The 16,177-nt window shown below is 63.5% G+C and carries 17 protein-coding genes; 7 read left to right on the forward strand and 10 right to left on the reverse strand.

Features of this window, described 5'->3' with window-relative positions; all coding sequences use genetic code 11:
• The 4 genes from AC0KWY_RS19770 to AC0KWY_RS19785 all read right to left on the reverse strand — a co-directional run bounded on the left by AC0KWY_RS19770 (window position 1) and on the right by AC0KWY_RS19785 (window position 5,186).
• Window positions 1–2,829: a valine--tRNA ligase gene (locus AC0KWY_RS19770; protein ID WP_474027198.1), complete on the reverse strand. Its 2,829-nt coding sequence runs from the start codon at window positions 2,827–2,829 to the stop codon at window positions 1–3.
• A 65-nt stretch (window positions 2,830–2,894) separates the two neighbouring features.
• Window positions 2,895–3,269 (reverse strand): hypothetical protein, encoded by a 375-nt coding sequence (locus AC0KWY_RS19775; protein ID WP_474027199.1) that lies wholly within the window; start codon window positions 3,267–3,269, stop codon window positions 2,895–2,897.
• 4 nt (window positions 3,270–3,273) lie between these two features.
• Window positions 3,274–3,696, reverse strand: coding sequence for a DNA polymerase III subunit chi (locus tag AC0KWY_RS19780; RefSeq protein WP_474027200.1), 423 nt, complete (start codon window positions 3,694–3,696; stop codon window positions 3,274–3,276).
• On the reverse strand, window positions 3,693–5,186 hold the full coding sequence (locus tag AC0KWY_RS19785; protein WP_474027201.1) for a leucyl aminopeptidase: 1,494 nt from the start codon (window positions 5,184–5,186) through the stop codon (window positions 3,693–3,695). The genes AC0KWY_RS19780 and AC0KWY_RS19785 overlap by 4 nt, the downstream gene beginning before the upstream one ends.
• A gap of 72 nt (window positions 5,187–5,258) precedes the next feature.
• Here AC0KWY_RS19785 and lptF point away from each other — a divergent pair, with 72 nt between their 5' ends.
• Both lptF and lptG read left to right on the forward strand, forming a co-directional pair.
• A complete protein-coding gene (gene lptF, locus AC0KWY_RS19790) occupies window positions 5,259–6,341 on the forward strand; it encodes an LPS export ABC transporter permease LptF (protein WP_474027202.1) in 1,083 nt (360 codons plus the stop codon).
• Complete coding sequence (gene lptG, locus AC0KWY_RS19795) at window positions 6,320–7,426, forward strand: LPS export ABC transporter permease LptG (protein ID WP_474027203.1); 1,107 nt, start codon at window positions 6,320–6,322, stop codon at window positions 7,424–7,426. Before lptF ends, lptG begins: the two co-directional genes overlap by 22 nt.
• On the opposite strand, the gene AC0KWY_RS19800 is transcribed toward lptG, so the two are convergent.
• Genes AC0KWY_RS19800 through AC0KWY_RS19815 form a run of 4 tightly spaced genes read right to left on the reverse strand, consistent with a single transcriptional unit; the run spans window position 7,376 to window position 9,386 of the window.
• The gene (locus tag AC0KWY_RS19800; protein WP_474027204.1) at window positions 7,376–7,837 is read right to left on the reverse strand and encodes an RDD family protein; all 462 of its coding nucleotides are present in this window, start codon (window positions 7,835–7,837) and stop codon (window positions 7,376–7,378) included. The two genes, lptG and AC0KWY_RS19800, sit on opposite strands and share 51 nt — an antisense overlap.
• 15 nt (window positions 7,838–7,852) lie before the next feature.
• Complete coding sequence (locus AC0KWY_RS19805) at window positions 7,853–8,335, reverse strand: DUF3106 domain-containing protein (RefSeq protein WP_474027205.1); 483 nt, start codon at window positions 8,333–8,335, stop codon at window positions 7,853–7,855.
• Window positions 8,335–8,745, reverse strand: a complete 411-nt coding sequence (locus tag AC0KWY_RS19810) for a DUF3619 family protein (protein WP_474027206.1) — start codon at window positions 8,743–8,745, stop codon at window positions 8,335–8,337. The genes AC0KWY_RS19805 and AC0KWY_RS19810 overlap by 1 nt, the downstream gene beginning before the upstream one ends.
• Window positions 8,742–9,386: an RNA polymerase sigma factor gene (locus tag AC0KWY_RS19815; RefSeq protein ID WP_474029762.1), complete on the reverse strand. Its 645-nt coding sequence runs from the start codon at window positions 9,384–9,386 to the stop codon at window positions 8,742–8,744. The genes AC0KWY_RS19810 and AC0KWY_RS19815 overlap by 4 nt, the downstream gene beginning before the upstream one ends.
• A 34-nt stretch (window positions 9,387–9,420) precedes the next feature.
• Here AC0KWY_RS19815 and ilvB point away from each other — a divergent pair, with 34 nt between their 5' ends.
• From ilvB to AC0KWY_RS19840, 5 genes are all read left to right on the forward strand, one after another.
• Window positions 9,421–11,121, forward strand: coding sequence for a biosynthetic-type acetolactate synthase large subunit (ilvB, locus tag AC0KWY_RS19820; protein ID WP_474027207.1), 1,701 nt, complete (start codon window positions 9,421–9,423; stop codon window positions 11,119–11,121).
• 18 nt (window positions 11,122–11,139) lie between these two features.
• Window positions 11,140–11,631, forward strand: coding sequence for an acetolactate synthase small subunit (gene ilvN / locus AC0KWY_RS19825; RefSeq protein ID WP_374326627.1), 492 nt, complete (start codon window positions 11,140–11,142; stop codon window positions 11,629–11,631).
• Between the two features lie 20 nt (window positions 11,632–11,651).
• The gene (gene ilvC, locus AC0KWY_RS19830) at window positions 11,652–12,668 is read left to right on the forward strand and encodes a ketol-acid reductoisomerase (protein WP_474027208.1); all 1,017 of its coding nucleotides are present in this window, start codon (window positions 11,652–11,654) and stop codon (window positions 12,666–12,668) included.
• Between the two features lie 180 nt (window positions 12,669–12,848).
• A complete protein-coding gene (gene pssA, locus AC0KWY_RS19835; RefSeq protein ID WP_474029763.1) occupies window positions 12,849–13,601 on the forward strand; it encodes a CDP-diacylglycerol--serine O-phosphatidyltransferase in 753 nt (250 codons plus the stop codon).
• Between the two features lie 16 nt (window positions 13,602–13,617).
• On the forward strand, window positions 13,618–15,162 hold the full coding sequence (locus tag AC0KWY_RS19840) for a 2-isopropylmalate synthase (protein WP_474027209.1): 1,545 nt from the start codon (window positions 13,618–13,620) through the stop codon (window positions 15,160–15,162).
• Window positions 15,163–15,213: 51 nt separating this feature from the next.
• On the opposite strand, the gene AC0KWY_RS19845 is transcribed toward AC0KWY_RS19840, so the two are convergent.
• Together AC0KWY_RS19845 and wrbA are read right to left on the reverse strand one after the other, a co-directional pair.
• A complete protein-coding gene (locus tag AC0KWY_RS19845) occupies window positions 15,214–15,564 on the reverse strand; it encodes a DUF2069 domain-containing protein (protein WP_474027210.1) in 351 nt (116 codons plus the stop codon).
• Window positions 15,561–16,157 carry an NAD(P)H:quinone oxidoreductase gene (gene wrbA, locus AC0KWY_RS19850; protein WP_474027212.1) on the reverse strand — a complete coding sequence of 199 codons (597 nt, stop codon included), beginning with the start codon at window positions 16,155–16,157 and terminating at the stop codon, window positions 15,561–15,563. Before wrbA ends, AC0KWY_RS19845 begins: the two co-directional genes overlap by 4 nt.
• Window positions 16,158–16,177 lie beyond the last annotated feature (20 nt).

Here is a 16,177-nt window from a genome sequence, read left to right on the forward strand (position 1 = left end):
TCAGGCTTCCAGTTTGGCCAGTTGCTGCTTCAGTTTGTCGAGCGTGGCGCCGAAGTCGGCGACCCGCTGCTTCTCCTGCTCGACAACGGCGGCCGGGGCGCGGGCGACGAAACTCTCGTTGCCGAGCTTGGCCTGGGCGGAAGCGATCTGCTTTTCCAGCTTGTCGATTTCCTTCTTCAGGCGCTCCTTTTCGGCGGCGACGTCGATCTCGACCTTGAGCATCAGGCGCGTTTCGCCAACGACGGCGACCGGTGCCATCGCATCTTCCGGCAGGTCGGCGAGGATCTGTACTTCGGACAGCTTGGCCAGCGCCTGCAGGATCGGCGCGAACTCGGCAATCTCCTCGCCGCCGCCGGCGACCAGCAGCGGCGTGCGCTGGGCCGGAGAAATCCCCATCTCGCCGCGCAGGTTGCGGCAGGCGTGGGCCAGCGCCTTCAGGCGCTCGACCTTGGCTTCGCTGGCAGCGTCGATCTTGTAGTCCTCGGCGCGCGGGTAGGCGGCGAGCATGATCGAGTCGTGCGTCTTGCGCCCGGCAATCGGCGCCACGGTCTGCCACAGTTCCTCGGTGACGAAGGGAATCAGCGGGTGGGCCAGGCGCAGGATGGCTTCCAGGGTGCGGATCAGGGTCCGGCGGGCGCCGCGCTGCTGGGCCTCGTTGCCGGTCTGGACCTCGACCTTGGCGATTTCCAGGTACCAGTCGCAGAACTCGTCCCAGACGAACTTGTAGATGGCCTGGGCGATCAGGTCGAAACGGTAGTCGACGAAATGGCGTTCGACTTCCTGTTCGACGCGCTGCAGCTGGCTGACGATCCAGCGGTCGGCGAAGGAGAATTCCAGCGGTGCGTTGCCGCCGCAGCTAGGGCCGTTCTGCTGGTGGTCGAGCGCCAGGTCGTGGCCTTCGACGTTCATCAGCACGAAGCGGGTGGCGTTCCACAGCTTGTTGCAGAAGTTGCGGTAGCCGTCGCAGCGATTCAGATCGAACTTGATGTCGCGGCCGGGCGAGGCGAGGCTGGCGAAGGTGAAGCGCAGCGCGTCGGTGCCGAAGGCCGGGATGCCTTCCGGGAATTCCTTCTTCGTCTTCTTGGCGATGCTCTCCGCCTGCTTCGGGTTCATCAGGCCGAAGGTGCGCTTTTCGACCAGCGCGTCGACGCCGATGCCGTCGATCAGGTCGATCGGGTCGAGCACGTTGCCCTTCGACTTCAACATCTTCTGGCCTTCGCCGTCGCGGATCAGGCCGTGCACATAGACGTGCTTGAACGGGATCTTGCCGGTGATCTGCTTGGTCATCATGACCATGCGTGCGACCCAGAAGAAGATGATGTCGAAGCCGGTAACCAGCACCGACGACGGCAGATATTGCTGGAGCAGCGGGTTGGCGGCGTCGACGGCTTCGTCGCCGGTCCAGTCCAGTGTCGAGAACGGCCACAGGGCGGACGAGAACCAGGTGTCGAGGACGTCCTCGTCACGGCTCAGGGCGCCGCTATAGCCGGCCTTGGTGGCGGCGGCGCGGGCTTCTTCCTCGCTGTGGGCGACGAAGGTCTCGCCGTTCTCGCCGTACCACGCCGGAATCTGGTGGCCCCACCAGAGCTGGCGGGAGATGCACCAGTCCTGGATGTTGTTCAGCCACTGGTTGTAGGTGTTGACCCAGTTTTCCGGGTAGAACTTGATCTCGCCGGAATGCACGACTTCCAGCGCCTTTTCGGTGATCGACTTGCCGTCTTCGCCCGGTTTCGACATGGCGACGAACCACTGGTCGGTGAGCATCGGCTCGATGACGACGCCAGTGCGGTCGCCGCGCGGCACCTTCAGCTTGTGCTTGTCGACCTTGACCAGGATGCCTTCGGCTTCGAGATCGGCAACGACCGCCTTGCGGGCGTCGAAACGGTCGAGGCCGCGATACTTCTCCGGCGCGTTGTCGTTGATCTTGCCGTCCAGCGTCAGGATCGAGATCATCGGCAGATCGTGGCGCTGGCCGACCGCGTAGTCGTTGAAGTCGTGCGCCGGCGTCACCTTGACGCAGCCGGTGCCGAATTCGAGATCCACGTAGCTGTCGGCGATGATCGGGATTTCGCGCCCGGTCAGCGGTAGTTTCACCATCTTGCCGATCATGTGCTTGTAGCGCTCGTCTTCCGGATGCACCATCACCGCGGTGTCGCCGAGCATGGTTTCCGGACGCGTCGTGGCGACGACCAGGCTATCCGAGCCATCGGCCAGCGGATAGCGGATCTGCCACATGAAGCCGTCTTCTTCCTCCTGCACGACTTCCAGGTCGGAAACGGCGGTGTGCAGCTTCGGGTCCCAGTTCACCAGGCGCTTGCCGCGGTAGATCAGGCCTTCGTTGTAGAGGCGGACGAAGGTTTCGGTGACCACCTGGTTGAGGCCGGCGTCCATCGTGAAGCGCTCGCGCGTCCAGTCCGGGCTGGTGCCCATGCGGCGCATCTGCTTGGTGATGGTGTTGCCGGAGTATTCCTTCCATTCCCAGACCTTTTCCAGGAACTTCTCGCGGCCGAGGTCGTGGCGCGAAATGCCTTGCGCGTCGAGCTGGCGCTCGACGACGATCTGCGTGGCAATCCCCGCGTGGTCGGTGCCCGGCTGCCACAGCGTGTTGTGGCCGCGCATCCGGTAGTAGCGGGTGAGCGCGTCCATGATCGTCTGGTTGAAGCCGTGGCCCATGTGCAGCGTGCCGGTGACGTTGGGCGGCGGCAGCTGGATGCAGAAGTTGTCCGGCTTGCTGCTATCGACGCCGGCGGCGAAGTAATTGCGCGATTCCCACTCGGGATACCAGCGGCGTTCAATGTCGGCGGGTTCGAAGGCTTTGGCGAGTTCCATGAGCTTGTTGCTAAAGGGGAAAACCCGCGATTATACCGGAGCCGGCAGCTCCCTTTGCCGCCTTCTCAGCGCCGCCGGTGGCGTTTGAAGTTTTCCTGGTCGCCGAGCAATTCGGCGACCGTTGTCGCGACGATCTTTGGAATCTCGGCGAGCAGCCGGGCTTCGATGCGCCGGCCGAGTTCTTCGGCGAGGGCGGCGCCCCAGTCGGTGTCGAGCGGCGGCACCGGTGTCGTCGCCGGATTGCCGGCTGCGGGGGCTTTCGGAGGCGTCGGGCGTGCTGCCGGAGGGGGCGGCGGCGGCGCAGGGGCTACGTTGACCAGCACCGGGATGTCGTTCTCGACATCAATGGCGTCGGTGAGCAGCGGGACTTCCTCGCTTTCGCCGCTGCTGTGGCGGCGGTGCATCAGGGCGTCGGCACGGGCCAGGATGGGGCTGGGCATGGCGTCAGCGGTCCTTGAGGTCGAAATAGCTGACCTCGCAGCCCTGTTCCTTGTAGTAGCGGACCCGCTCGCGCGCCGCCAGGCGTTCGGACTCTTCCTGACCGACCACCTCGATCAGGCTCTGGAAGCGTTCGTAGGCGCGCGGGATTTCGTTCGACAGGTTCATCAGCCGCTCGTCCTGGGCGATCCCGTCGAGGCGGTCGGCGATCAGGATCGGCGTTTCCGCCGCCAGCGGTGAATCGGCCCGACAGTGCGGCACGAAGGACAGTTGGTCGCGGGTCCACAGCAGGCGGTCGACGCCGTCGGCGACTGCGCGGTCCGGCGCATAGACCAGGATCGGCTTGCGCTTGGCCCAGGCGCCGGCGATCAGCGCGCAGGCGGCGGCGATCTTGTCGGAGGCGCCGTGGTAGAAGAAGACCTTGGTCAATCGACCGTTCCCGCGCGTTGCAGCAGATACTGGGCGAGCAGGGGAACCGGCCGCCCGGTGGCGCCCTTGTCCTTGCCCGAGGTCCAGGCGGTGCCGGCGATGTCGAGGTGGGCCCAGTCGTACTTCTTGGCGAAGCGCGACAGGAAGCAGGCGGCGCTGATGGCGCCGCCCCAGCGGCCACCGATGTTGGCCATGTCGGCGAACGGGCTCTTCAGGAGCTCCTGATAGTCGTCCCACAGCGGCAGGTGCCAGGCGCGGTCGCCGGTTTCCTCGCCGGCTTCCTGGAGGTCGCGGGCGAGGCTGTCCTTGTTGGCGAACAGGCCGCTGGCGACATGGCCGAGGGCGACGACGCAGGCGCCGGTCAGGGTGGCGACGTCGATCACCGTGTCCGGGTTGAAGCGCTCGGCGTAGGTCAGCGCATCGCAGAGGAGGAGGCGGCCTTCGGCATCGGTGTTGAGGATCTCGACGGTCTGCCCGGACATCGTCGTGACGATGTCGCCGGGGCGCGTCGCGTTGCCGTCGGGCATGTTTTCCGCTGCCGGGACGATCACCGTCAGGTTGAGCGGCAGGGCCATCCGGGCGACGGCCTTGATCGTGCCGAGGACGGCGGCGGCGCCGCACATGTCGTACTTCATTTCGTCCATGTCGGCGCCCGGTTTCAGCGAGATGCCGCCGGAGTCGAAGGTGACGCCCTTGCCGACCAGGACGAGCGGCTTGTCCGCTGCCTTGGCGCCCTTGTAGTGGAGGACGATCAGCCGGGGTTCGGCAGCGGCGCCGCGCGCCACCGCCAGCAGGGCGTTCATGCCGGCCGCCGCCATGGCGGCGCGGTCGAGGATTTCGCAGCCGAGACCGAGTTCCTCGGCCAGTGCCTGCGCCTGTTCGGCCAGGTAGGCGGGATTGCAGACATTCGGCGGCTGGTTGCCGAGGTCGCGCGCCCACTGGCAGCCTTCGCCGATCGCCTGGCCCTGGCGTAGCGCCTCTTCGGCGGCGGCCAGTTCGCTGCGTCGTTCGACGATCAGGGTCAGTTGACGCAGGCGACGCGGCTCGTCATCCTTGCTGCGGTAGTGGTCGAAACGGTAGCCGGCGGCTAGCGAGCAGACGACGGCCTGGCGGATGCGCCAGGCGGCATCGCGCTTGCGGACGGCGATTTCGGTGAGGAACAGGGTGGCGTCCTGAGCGCCGGTTTCGCCGACGGTCTTCACCGCCAGGCGCAGGGCGGCGCAGTATTCCTTTTCGCGGAAGTCCTTTTCCTTGCCCAGGCCGACCAGCAGGATGCGTTCGCACAGGGTGCCGGGAACGTTGTGCAGCAGCAGCGTGCTGCCGGCCTTGCCGTTCATGTCGCCACGCCGGAGGATGTCGCTGATCATGCCGCTGGCGGCGTTGTCGAGCAGTTCGGCCGACAGCGTCAACCGTCGGTGCTCGAAAACTCCGACGACGACGCAGTTGCTTCGCTGCTTTTCCGGGCTTCCGCTTTTTATGCTAAATTCCACGCGCTGCTCCTGTCCCAGGGAAATATCGGCATCCCGTGGATTATCCACGCAATTTTTCGGTTTCGTCAAAGCATGATATTCGAACGCGCCGCGCGGCGCGAATTCGCCCAGGCAGCGGCTGGCATCGTCGTCGTATTGCTGGCCATCGTCACCTCGATCCAGTTGATCCGCCTGCTCAAGGATGCGGCCGGCGGTGGGATCGCGCCGGAAAGTGTGCTGGCCTTGCTTGGTTTCACGATGGTCAAGTTCCTGCCGATGCTGCTCACGCTGACCTTGTTCATCGCCGTGCTGATGTCGCTGTCCCGGATGTATCGCGATTCGGAGATGGTCGTCTGGTTGAACAGTGGCATGTCGTTGATGACCTGGGTCCGGCCGGTGTTGCGCTTCGCGTTGCCGATCATGCTGACCGTCGGCGGGCTTTCGCTGATCCTGGCGCCGTGGGCCAACCAGGCGCAGAGCGAGTTTCAGGCCGGTCTTTCCGCTCGCTCCGAGTTGTCTTCGGTCTCGCCCGGTACATTCAAGGAGGTGCGCGGCGGCCGTCAGGTCTATTTCATCGAGCGTCTTGACGACGTCGCAGGCAAGATCGGCAACGTTTTCGTCGCGTCGCTGCAGGAAGGCAAGCTTGGCGTCGTCATGTCGGATTCCGGGGGGCAGGAAATCCATGAAAATGGCAACCGTTTCCTTGTCCTGCAGCGTGGCCGGCGCTATGAGGTCGAACCAGGGAGCGCGGCTTTCCGGATCATGGACTTCGAACGCTACCTGGTGCGCGTCGAGGATGCCGAGGTTCAGCCAAAGGGGCCGTCGCCGCGCCGCATGCCGCTGCTCGCCCTGCTTCAGGAGTCGGGGCCGGACATGCGCGGCGAATTGCTGTGGCGGGTTTCGCTGCCGGTGGCGGCGCTGATCCTGGCTTTGCTGGCGATCCCCCTGTCTTATGTCAATCCGCGTGCCGGGCGCTCGGCCAACATGTTGATTGCAATCATTGTTTACGCTATTTACAGCAATCTGATCTCGATCTGTCAGGCCTGGGTGATCGGTGGCAAGCTGCCGTTTACGATAGGCGTGCTTTTGCCGCATCTGCTCATGCTGCTGCCGCTGGGACTGCTGTTCTATCGGCGCATTTTCGGGGCTTTTTCGTGGCAGAGGCAGCGTTCATGATGATGCGCGGCATGACTTATCAGCGCTATCTGGTGCGCGAGACGATGTTGGCCATCCTGCTCGTGCTGTTCGCGTTCGTGGCCTTGTTCGGGTTCTTCGATTTTGTCGATGAGCTGCGCTGGGTAGGGCGGGGGCAGTACGGGGTTGGCAGCGCCATGCTGATCGTCCTGACGTCGTTGCCCGGCCTGGTTTACGAACTGATTCCGGTGGCTTGCCTGATCGGCACGCTGTATGCGTTGGCGACCCTCGCCCGGCATTCCGAAATCACCGTCCTGCGAGCTTCCGGGCTGACGACGGGGCAATTGCTGCGGACGCTTTACCGGGCAGCGATTTTGCTGGCGCTGGCCACCTTCGTTCTTGGCGAGACCGTGGTTCCGTTTGCCGATCGTCTGGGCCAGGAGGTCAAGGCCAGCGCGATGGACAAATCCTTCGCCCAGCAGGGTTTCATCAGTGGTATCTGGGTCAAGGATGGCAAGGACTTCATCAATGTGCGCAATGCGGTGAATGAAAGTTATCTTGAGGGTGTGCGCATCTACCGTTTCGATCAGAATAACGCGCTGCGCTCGGTGACCGAGGCGAGTTCCGCTTCCTATGTCGAACGCAGCGGCTGGTTGATGAAGGATGTCGTGAGGACCGGGTTGGCTGGCGACCAGGCAAGTGTCGAACGCCTCGACAGCGATCTCTGGCAGTCGTCGATCACGCCGGCGTTGTTGTCGGTGCTGATGGTCGCGCCGGAACGCATGTCGCTGTACGACCTGTTCGGCTACACCCGCCATCTGTCGGCGAACCGGCAGACTACCGAGCGCTACGAGATCGCCATCTGGAAGAAGATTTTCTACCCGTTGGCGTCGCTGGTGATGGTGACTTTGGCCTTGCCCTTCGGTTACTTCCATGACCGGGTCGGCGGGGTCAGCCTGAAGATTTTCGGCGGGGTCATGCTCGGCATCGCCTTCTATGCGCTCAACGGCCTCTTTTCCAACCTTGGCGTGATCAACGCCTGGCCGCCGTTCGCCAGTGCGGCGGCGCCGTCGGCGCTATTTCTTCTGGCCGCTGCGACGATGATCTGGTGGGTCGAGCGGCGCTGAATCATCGCGGACGATGCGGGTGCCGGCGATCCTGTCATGCAGGAAGAGCCCCTCGCGATCGAATAGCGCCCAGAGGATGCCGACGCCGAACAGGGTGATGCCGGGCCAGGCGGCCATGTAGCGCAGCACCGCCTGCAGCGGGCGCAGCGGTGCGCCGTTCCGGTCAACCAGGCGCAGCTTCCAGGTTTTCATCGGCAAGGTCTGGCCGCCGTGCAACCAGCACCAGCTGAAATAGACCAGCAGCACGAGGAAGACGTGCAGCCATTGCAGCTTGCCGCTGGGCTGGAAGCCGAATCCCTGCAGGACGATCTGCGGAAAGAGGAAAAAGGCGATCAGGATGGCGAAGACGACCAGGCCTTCATAGACCATGGCGCCCAGTCGGCGACCGATGCTGGTGGGATCGTGAATCATCGTGGGGCAGCGGAACTATTGCGCCGGCGGCGGTGTTTCCTCGCTGGCGGCGGGTTCCGGTACGGGTGGCGGGGCGAGAAGGATAGCCGATTTGTGCCGCTCACGGACGCCCTGTTTTTCCGATTCCGGCAGGTTCTTGTAGGCCGACCATTTCTTCTTGATCTGTTCCTGATGCGCGCTGGGCAACTTGGAGAGGTCGCGGTAATTGTCCCGCGCCCGGTTGCGTTGTTCAGGCGTCATCGTGGCCCAGTCGCGCATCCGCTTCTGGACGCGTTCCTGTTCCTTGGTGCCCATCTTCGGATAGCGGGAGGCCGTCGTCAGCCACTGCTTGCGGCGGATATGCTCCATCCGGTTCCACTCGGCAGCGAGCGGCATCAGGATCTTCCGCTGCTCGATACTGAGACCGGCCCAGTCCGGTTGCGGCGGGGTGCCGATCACTGCGCTGGTCGGTGGATTGGCTTGTGCCGGGAAAGTGCAGGCCAGCAGCGCGGCCAGCATTATTCCTCCGAGAGTGCTTCTTCCGCCGTGTCGTCTATGAGCCATGCGAGAAATTCGTTGTCCTGCAATACATCCGGTGGGAGGTCGTCGGCCAGCAGGGCGCTGTCCGTCGCGGCGATTTCAGCGACATACTGCTCGCTGTGCCAGTAAAAGGATATCCACATGCCCAGCAGCAGGCCGATGATCGCCAGTCCCTGGCGGAAGCCGTTGGGTAACGTGCCTCTGCCAAAGGGCGTGGAGAACGAGAATCCGGTCGTCGTGTTGGCCAGCAACTGGCTTTCTGCCTGTTTCTGGCGCGTCAGCGCCAAGTGGCGGGCAGCCTCCAGGCGCCGGGCGCTGGCCGGTGCAATGTCCTGCAGGCCGTGATCCAATGCCTGCTTGATGCGATATGCCTGTCTTTCTTCATTCATAACTTGATCCCCTTCGCCGACAGGGCTGCTGCCAACGTATGCGTGGCCCGCGAGCAGTGCGTTTTGACGCTCCCCTCTGAGCAACCCATCGCACTTGCCGTCTCGGCAACATCCAACTCCTCCCAGTAACGCATGACAAAGGCTTCGCGTTGACGTGGTGGCAACTTTTTTAGTTCCTCTTCGATCAGGGCCAGCGTTCTCGCCTGGTACAACTGGCTTTCCGGCGTTACGGGGTGATCGATTTCCTGCGTGGACTGCAGGATTTCGAGCGGGTCCTGGTCGTCATCGTCGGAGGTAAAGGCCGAAAGTGCCGTGGTCCATAGGGCCCTGACCTTGCTGCGCCGGAAATAATCGCGGATGGTGTTCTGCAGGATGCGCTGGAACAGCAGGGGGAGTTCTTCCTCTGGTCGGTCGCCATATTTTTCGGCGAGCTTCATCATCGCATCCTGAACGATGTCGAGCGCAGCTTCCTCTTCTCGCACCGCATAAACGGCTTGCTTGAAGGCGCGCCGCTCGGTGTTCTCGAGGAAACTTGAGAGCTGGTACGGGGTGGCCAGGGTGTGACTTTCTGACTGGGGGGTTGGGGTCGGGTGGTCAAGGATTGAATCTTGACCGCACGGTGGGGTGTCGATTAAGGTTATGCCCTTTTAGGTTAACTGCTTTTTGGGCTCGAGTATGATGATCAGCGGTGCAGAAATTGTAATCAGGTGCCTGCAGGAAGAAAAGGTCGATTGCGTGTTCGGATACCCCGGTGGTTCCGTCCTGCACATCTACGATGCCCTTTTCAAGCAGGACGAGGTCAGGCATGTCCTGGTACGCCACGAACAGGCGGCGGTGCATGCGGCGGATGCCTATTCGCGTTCTTCGCAACGCGTCGGCGTGGCGCTGGTGACCTCCGGCCCCGGCGTCACCAACACGGTGACCGGTATCGCCACTGCCTACATGGATTCGATTCCGATGGTTGTCCTCTGCGGTCAGGTGCCGACCCAGTACATCGGTCAGGATGCCTTCCAGGAGTGCGACACGGTCGGCATCACCCGGCCCTGCGTCAAGCACAACTTCCTGGTCAAGGACGTCAAGGATCTGGCGATCACCATCAAGAAGGCTTTTCACATTGCCGCCACCGGCCGCCCCGGTCCGGTCGTCGTCGATATCCCGAAGGATGTCACGGCGCAGATGTGCGAGTTCGAGTACCCGAAAACGATCCAGATGCGTTCGTACAACCCGGTCGTCAAGGGGCATCTCGGTCAGATCAAGAAGGCCGTGCAGATGTTGCAGGAGGCCAAGCGGCCGATCATCTACAGCGGCGGCGGCGTGATCCTGTCCGACGCGGCCGACAAGCTGACGCAGTTGGCCCGCAAGCTCGATTTCCCGGTCACCAACACGCTGATGGGTCTCGGCGGCTATCCCGCGACCGACCGTCAGTTCGTCGGCATGCTCGGCATGCACGGTACCTTCGAAGCCAACAACGCGATGCACTACGCCGACGTGATCCTCGCCGTCGGCGCCCGCTTCGACGACCGCGTGATCGGCAACCCGGAGCATTTCAGCAGCGAGAAGCGCCGCGTCATCCACATCGACATCGATCCGTCGTCGATCTCCAAGCGGGTCAAGGTCGATGTGCCGATCGTCGGCAATGTCGCCGACGTGCTCGACGAGATGCTCAAGCTGCTCGACGGCGGCTTCAAGACCGATCCGGAAGTTGCCGACTGGTGGAAGCAGATCGACGAATGGCGCGGCCGCAAGTCGCTGGCCTACCGCCAGTCGAACCACATCATGCCGCAGTTCGTCGTCGAGAAACTCTACGAAGTGACCGGCGGCGACGCCTTCATCACTTCCGACGTCGGCCAGCACCAGATGTTCGCCGCCCAGTACTACAAGTTCGACAAGCCGCGCCGCTGGATCAACTCCGGCGGCCTGGGCACGATGGGCGTCGGCCTGCCTTACGGCATGGGCGTGCTGATGGCCAACCCGGGGGCGCAGGTCGCCTGCGTCACCGGCGAAGGCTCGATCCAGATGTGCATCCAGGAAATGTCAACCTGCAAGCAGTACGGCCTGCCGGTCAAGATCATCAACCTGAACAACGGCATGCTCGGCATGGTCCGCCAGTGGCAGGAGATGTTCTACTCGAAGCGTTACTCGCAGTCCTATGTCACCTCGCTGCCCGACTTCGTCAAGCTCGCCGAGGCCTACGGCCACGTCGGCATGCGCATCGAGAAGCCGGAAGACGTCGAGCCGGCGTTGCGCAAGGCCTTCACCGAGCACAAGGACGACCTGGTCTTCATGGACTTCATCATCGATCCGGGCGCCAACGTCTTCCCGATGGTGGCGGCGGGCAAGGGCCTGACCGAAATGATCCTCGCCGAAGAACTCTGAGCGGGGAAGGAAAACACTATGCGACACATCATTTCCATCCTGATCGAAAACGAAGCCGGTGCCCTGTCCCGGGTGGCCGGCCTGTTCTCGGCGCGCGGCTACAACATCGAATCGCTGACCGTGGCACCGACGGAAGATCCCTCGCTGTCCCGGATGACCATCCTGACCTCGGGCTCGGACGACGTGCTCGAGCAGATCACCAAGCAGCTCAACAAGCTGGTCGACGTGGTCAAGGTGGTCGATCTCTCCGAGGCCGCGCACGTCGAGCGCGAGCTGATGCTGATCAAGGTCCGTGCCACCGGCAAGGACCGCGAAGAGATGAAGCGGATGGCCGATATCTTCCGCGGCCGCATCATCGACGTCACTGAATCGACCTACGTCATCGAACTGACCGGGGCGAGCAGCAAGCTGGATTCGTTCATCGCCGGGCTGGATGCCGGTCTGATTCTCGAAACCGTCCGTACCGGTGTCTGTGGCATCGGTCGCGGCGATCGCATTCTCAAAGTCTGATTTACCCATAAGAGGATTCCATGAAAGTTTATTACGACAAGGACGCCGACCTCTCCCTGATCAAGGGCAAGAACGTCACCATCGTCGGCTACGGCTCGCAAGGCCATGCCCACGCCCAGAACCTGCGTGATTCGGGCGTCAACGTCACCGTCGGCCTGCGCAAGAGCGGTGCTTCCTGGGCCAAGGCCGAAGGCGCCGGCCTCAAGGTTGCCGAAGTCAAGGATGCCGTCGCTGCCGCCGATCTGGTCATGATCCTGCTGCCGGACGAAAACATCCCCGAGGTCTACAAGAACGACGTCGAACCGAACATCAAGCCGGGCGCAACCCTGGCCTTCGCCCATGGCTTCAACGTGCATTACAACCAGGTCGTGCCGCGCGCCGACCTCGACGTGATCATGGTCGCCCCGAAGGGCCCCGGCCACACCGTTCGCTCCGAGTACCTGAAGGGCGGCGGCGTGCCGTCGCTGATCGCCATCTACCAGGACAAGTCCGGCAAGGCCAAGGACATCGCCCTGTCCTACGCGGCTGCCAACGGCGGCACCAAGGGTGGCGTGATCGAGACCAACTTCCGCGAAGAAACCGAAACCGACCTCTTCGGTGAGCAGGCCGTTCTGTGCGGCGGCGCCGTCGAGCTGGTCAAGATGGGCTTCGAGACCCTGGTCGAAGCCGGCTACGCGCCGGAAATGGCCTACTTCGAGTGCCTGCACGAGCTGAAGCTGATCGTCAACCTGATGTACGAAGGCGGCATCGCCAACATGAACTACTCGATCTCGAACAACGCCGAGTACGGCGAGTACGTGACCGGTCCGGAAGTCATCAACGCTCAGTCCCGCGAAGCCATGCGCAACGCCCTGAAGCGCATCCAGACCGGCGAGTACGCCAAGATGTTCATCCTCGAAGGCCGCACCAACTATCCTTCGATGACGGCCCGCCGTCGCCTGAACGCTGTGCATCCGATCGAAACGGTCGGCGGCCAGCTGCGCGACATGATGCCGTGGATCAAGAAGAACAAGCTGGTCGACCAATCCAAGAACTAAGGTTGGCGCCGGCTCCACGGAGCGTCGTTGCTTGGGCTTGCCGTACTAACGTACTGTCTTCGCCCGCGCGCCTAGCCCCGTGTTCGCTTTGACGCTTTGGGCGGTGTAGGTAACTGCACCGCCCAAATTGTTTGTGGGAAGGGTGTATCCTTGCACCGTTCCAGCTTTTCCTCGCTGCCCATGACCGAACTCAAACCCCGCAAAGCCCTGTTCAATCCTGAAGTCAAACGGCGCGGCATTTACCTGCTGCCCAACCTGTTCACCACGGCGGCATTGTTTGCCGGCTTCTTCGCCATCGTCCAGGCGATGCAGGGCGATTTCGAACGGGCGGCGATGGCGATTTTCATCGCCATGGTGCTCGACGGTCTCGACGGTCGCGTTGCCCGCCTGACCAATACCCAGTCGGCCTTCGGTGCCGAGTACGATTCGCTGTCCGACATGGTCAGCTTCGGCGTCGCGCCGGCGCTGGTTGCCTATGAATGGGCGCTGCGCGACCTCGGGCGCATCGGCTGGATCGCCGCCTTCATCTATTGCGTCGGTGCCGCGCTGCGTCTGGCGCGTTTCAACACGACGCTGGAAGTGATGGACAAGCGTTTCTTCCAGGGCCTGCCTTCCCCGGCGGCGGCGGCGCTGGTCGCCGGCCTGGTCTGGGTGATGATCGTTGCTGGCGTGCCGGGCGGCGACGTGCGCTGGATTGCCTGCGCGCTGACCGTGCTGGCCGGCGTGACGATGATCTCCAACATCCGTTACTACAGCTTCAAGGACGTCAATCTGAAGAAGAGCGTGCCCTTCTTCTCGATTGCCGCGATCGCCCTGGTTTTCGCGCTGGTTGCCTACAGCCCGGAAATCGCGCTGTTCGCCTTCTTCGTCGGCTACTGCCTGTCCGGCTACATCCTGGCCGCCGTCGGCCTGGTGAAGCGCAAGCCGGTCTGAGTCTCACGGAGTACACATGAAACAACATCTGGTCATTTTCGACACCACCCTGCGCGACGGCGAGCAGAGCCCCGGCGCGTCGATGACGCGCGAAGAGAAGATCCGCGTCGCCCGCCAGCTCGAGAAGATGCGCGTCGACGTCATCGAGGCCGGCTTTGCCGCCGCCTCGCCCGGCGATTTCGAATCGATCCAGGCGATCGCCCAGGCGATCAAGGACTCGACGATCTGTTCGCTGGCCCGCGCCAGCGAGAACGACATCGCCCGCTCCGGCGAGGCGATCCGTCCGGCTAAATCCGGTCGTATCCATACCTTCATCGCGACCAGCCCGATCCACATGGAGAAGAAGCTGCGCATGAGTCCCGACCAGGTGGTCGAGCAGGCGGTCAAGGCGATCGGCTGGGCGCGGCAATACACCGACGACGTCGAGTTTTCGGCCGAGGACGCCGGGCGTTCGGAAATCGATTTCCTGTGCCGCATCTTCGAAGCGGTGATCAAGGCCGGGGCGAAGACGATCAACGTGCCTGACACGGTCGGCTACAACATTCCCTCGCAGTACGCCGAGACCATGCGCCAGTTGATCGAGCGCGTGCCGAACTCGGACAAGGTGGTGTGGTCGGTGCACTGCCACAACGACCTCGGCCTGGCCGTCTCCAACTCGCTGGCCGCCGTGCTGGCCGGCGCCCGCCAGGTCGAATGCACGATCAACGGCCTCGGCGAACGCGCCGGCAACGCCGCGCTGGAAGAAATCGTCATGGCCGTGCGTACCCGTGCCGACGTCTTCCCGGTCGAGACGCGCATCGATACGACGCAGATCGTCGCCGCTTCCAAGCTTGTCTCGCAGATCACCGGTTACCCGGTGCAGCCGAACAAGGCCGTCGTCGGCGCCAATGCCTTCGCGCACGAGTCGGGTATCCACCAGGACGGCGTGCTCAAGCACCGCGAGACTTACGAGATCATGCGTGCCCAGGATGTCGGCTGGACGCAGAACAAGCTGGTGCTCGGCAAGCATTCCGGGCGCAATGCCTTCAAGTCGCGCCTGCAGGAACTGGGGATCGAGCTGGACAGCGACGAGACGCTGAACGCCGCCTTCGCCCGCTTCAAGGAACTGGCCGACAAGAAGCACGAGATCTTCGATGAGGATCTGCACGCGCTGGTCTCCGACGAGGTCGTGACGCCGGAGCAGGAGCACTACAAGCTGGTCTATTCGCGGGTCACCTCGGAAACCGGCGAAATGCCGCAGGCGACGGTCATCCTCAACGTCGGTGGCGTCGAGCACAAGGCCGAGGCGAGTGGTGGCGGGCCGGTCGATGCCACCTTCAAGGCGATCGAAAGCATCGCCGGCAGCGGCGCCGAATTGCTGCTCTACTCGGTCAATGCGATCACCACCGGCACCGACGCCCAGGGCGAGGTGACGACGCGGCTGGCCAAGGGCGGCCGCATCGTCAATGGCAACGGGGCCGATACCGACATCGTCATCGCCTCGGCGCGTTCCTACCTGAACGCGCTGAACAAGCTCGAATCGACGCTCGACAAGGTACGCGCCCAGGGCGACGACATCTGAGCCAGTGTTGTTGCAGCGACTTAAGAGGCCGCGCCCATGGGCGCGGCCTTTTCATTTTGCTCCGGCGCCGCGCGTCGACCGGATGAACATCACCGCCCCGGCGAAGACGACGACGGCGAGCAGCGTCTCGCCGACGGCCAGCCACTGCGCCAGGCCGTGATCGCTGGTGGCGCGGGTCAGGCCCTCGAGCAGGTAGAACTGGATCAGCAGCGACAGCCATTTGTAGGTGTAGCGCTTGCCATGCAGGATGCCGAACAACGGCGCCAGCAGCACGACTGCCTTCAGCGTCAGCCAGGAGCCGCCCGGGCGCAGCGGTGCCAGCCAGGCCTCCCAGGCCAGGCAGAGGAAGGTCAGTGCGATCAGGCTGACGATGGTCAGGTTTTGGTAGAAACGCGGGGTCATCGCTGCTCCAGTTGCAGGACGAGGCGTGCCAGGCGCTGTCCCTGGGCAAAGGCCAGCCGGCTTTCGCTGTCGCTGAGCAGGGGATTGCCGCCAGCGCCGGCAACGTGGCTGGCGCCGTAAGGCGTGCCGCCGCTGCTGGTCGACGCGAGTTCGGGTTCGGTGTACGGCAGGCCCATGAGCAGCATGCCGTGGTGCAACAGCGGCAACATCATGCTCAGCAGCGTCGCTTCGTTGCCGCCGTGCTGGCTCGCGCTCGACGTAAACACGCAGGCCGGCTTGCCGGCCAGGGTGCCGTTCTGCCAGGCGGCGATGGTGCCATCCCAGAAATATTTCATCGGTGCCGCCATGTTGCCGAAACGGACCGGACTGCCCAGCGCCAGGCCGGCGCATTCTTCAAGGTCGCGCATCTCGACGTAGGGCGCGCCGCTGCTCGGGATCGACGGTTCGCCGCTGGTGCAGACGGTGGTGACGCGCGGCACGGTGCGCAGCCTGGCGTGGGTGCCGGCAACCGAATCGATGCCGCGGGCCAGGCGTTCGGCCAGCGTGCGCACCGAGCCGTGGTGGCTGTAGTAGAGGACAAGGATATCGTGCATGGGGGCGGATTATAGCCGCC

The sequence above is a fragment of the Azonexus sp. MM2026_4 genome (assembly GCF_055901855.1).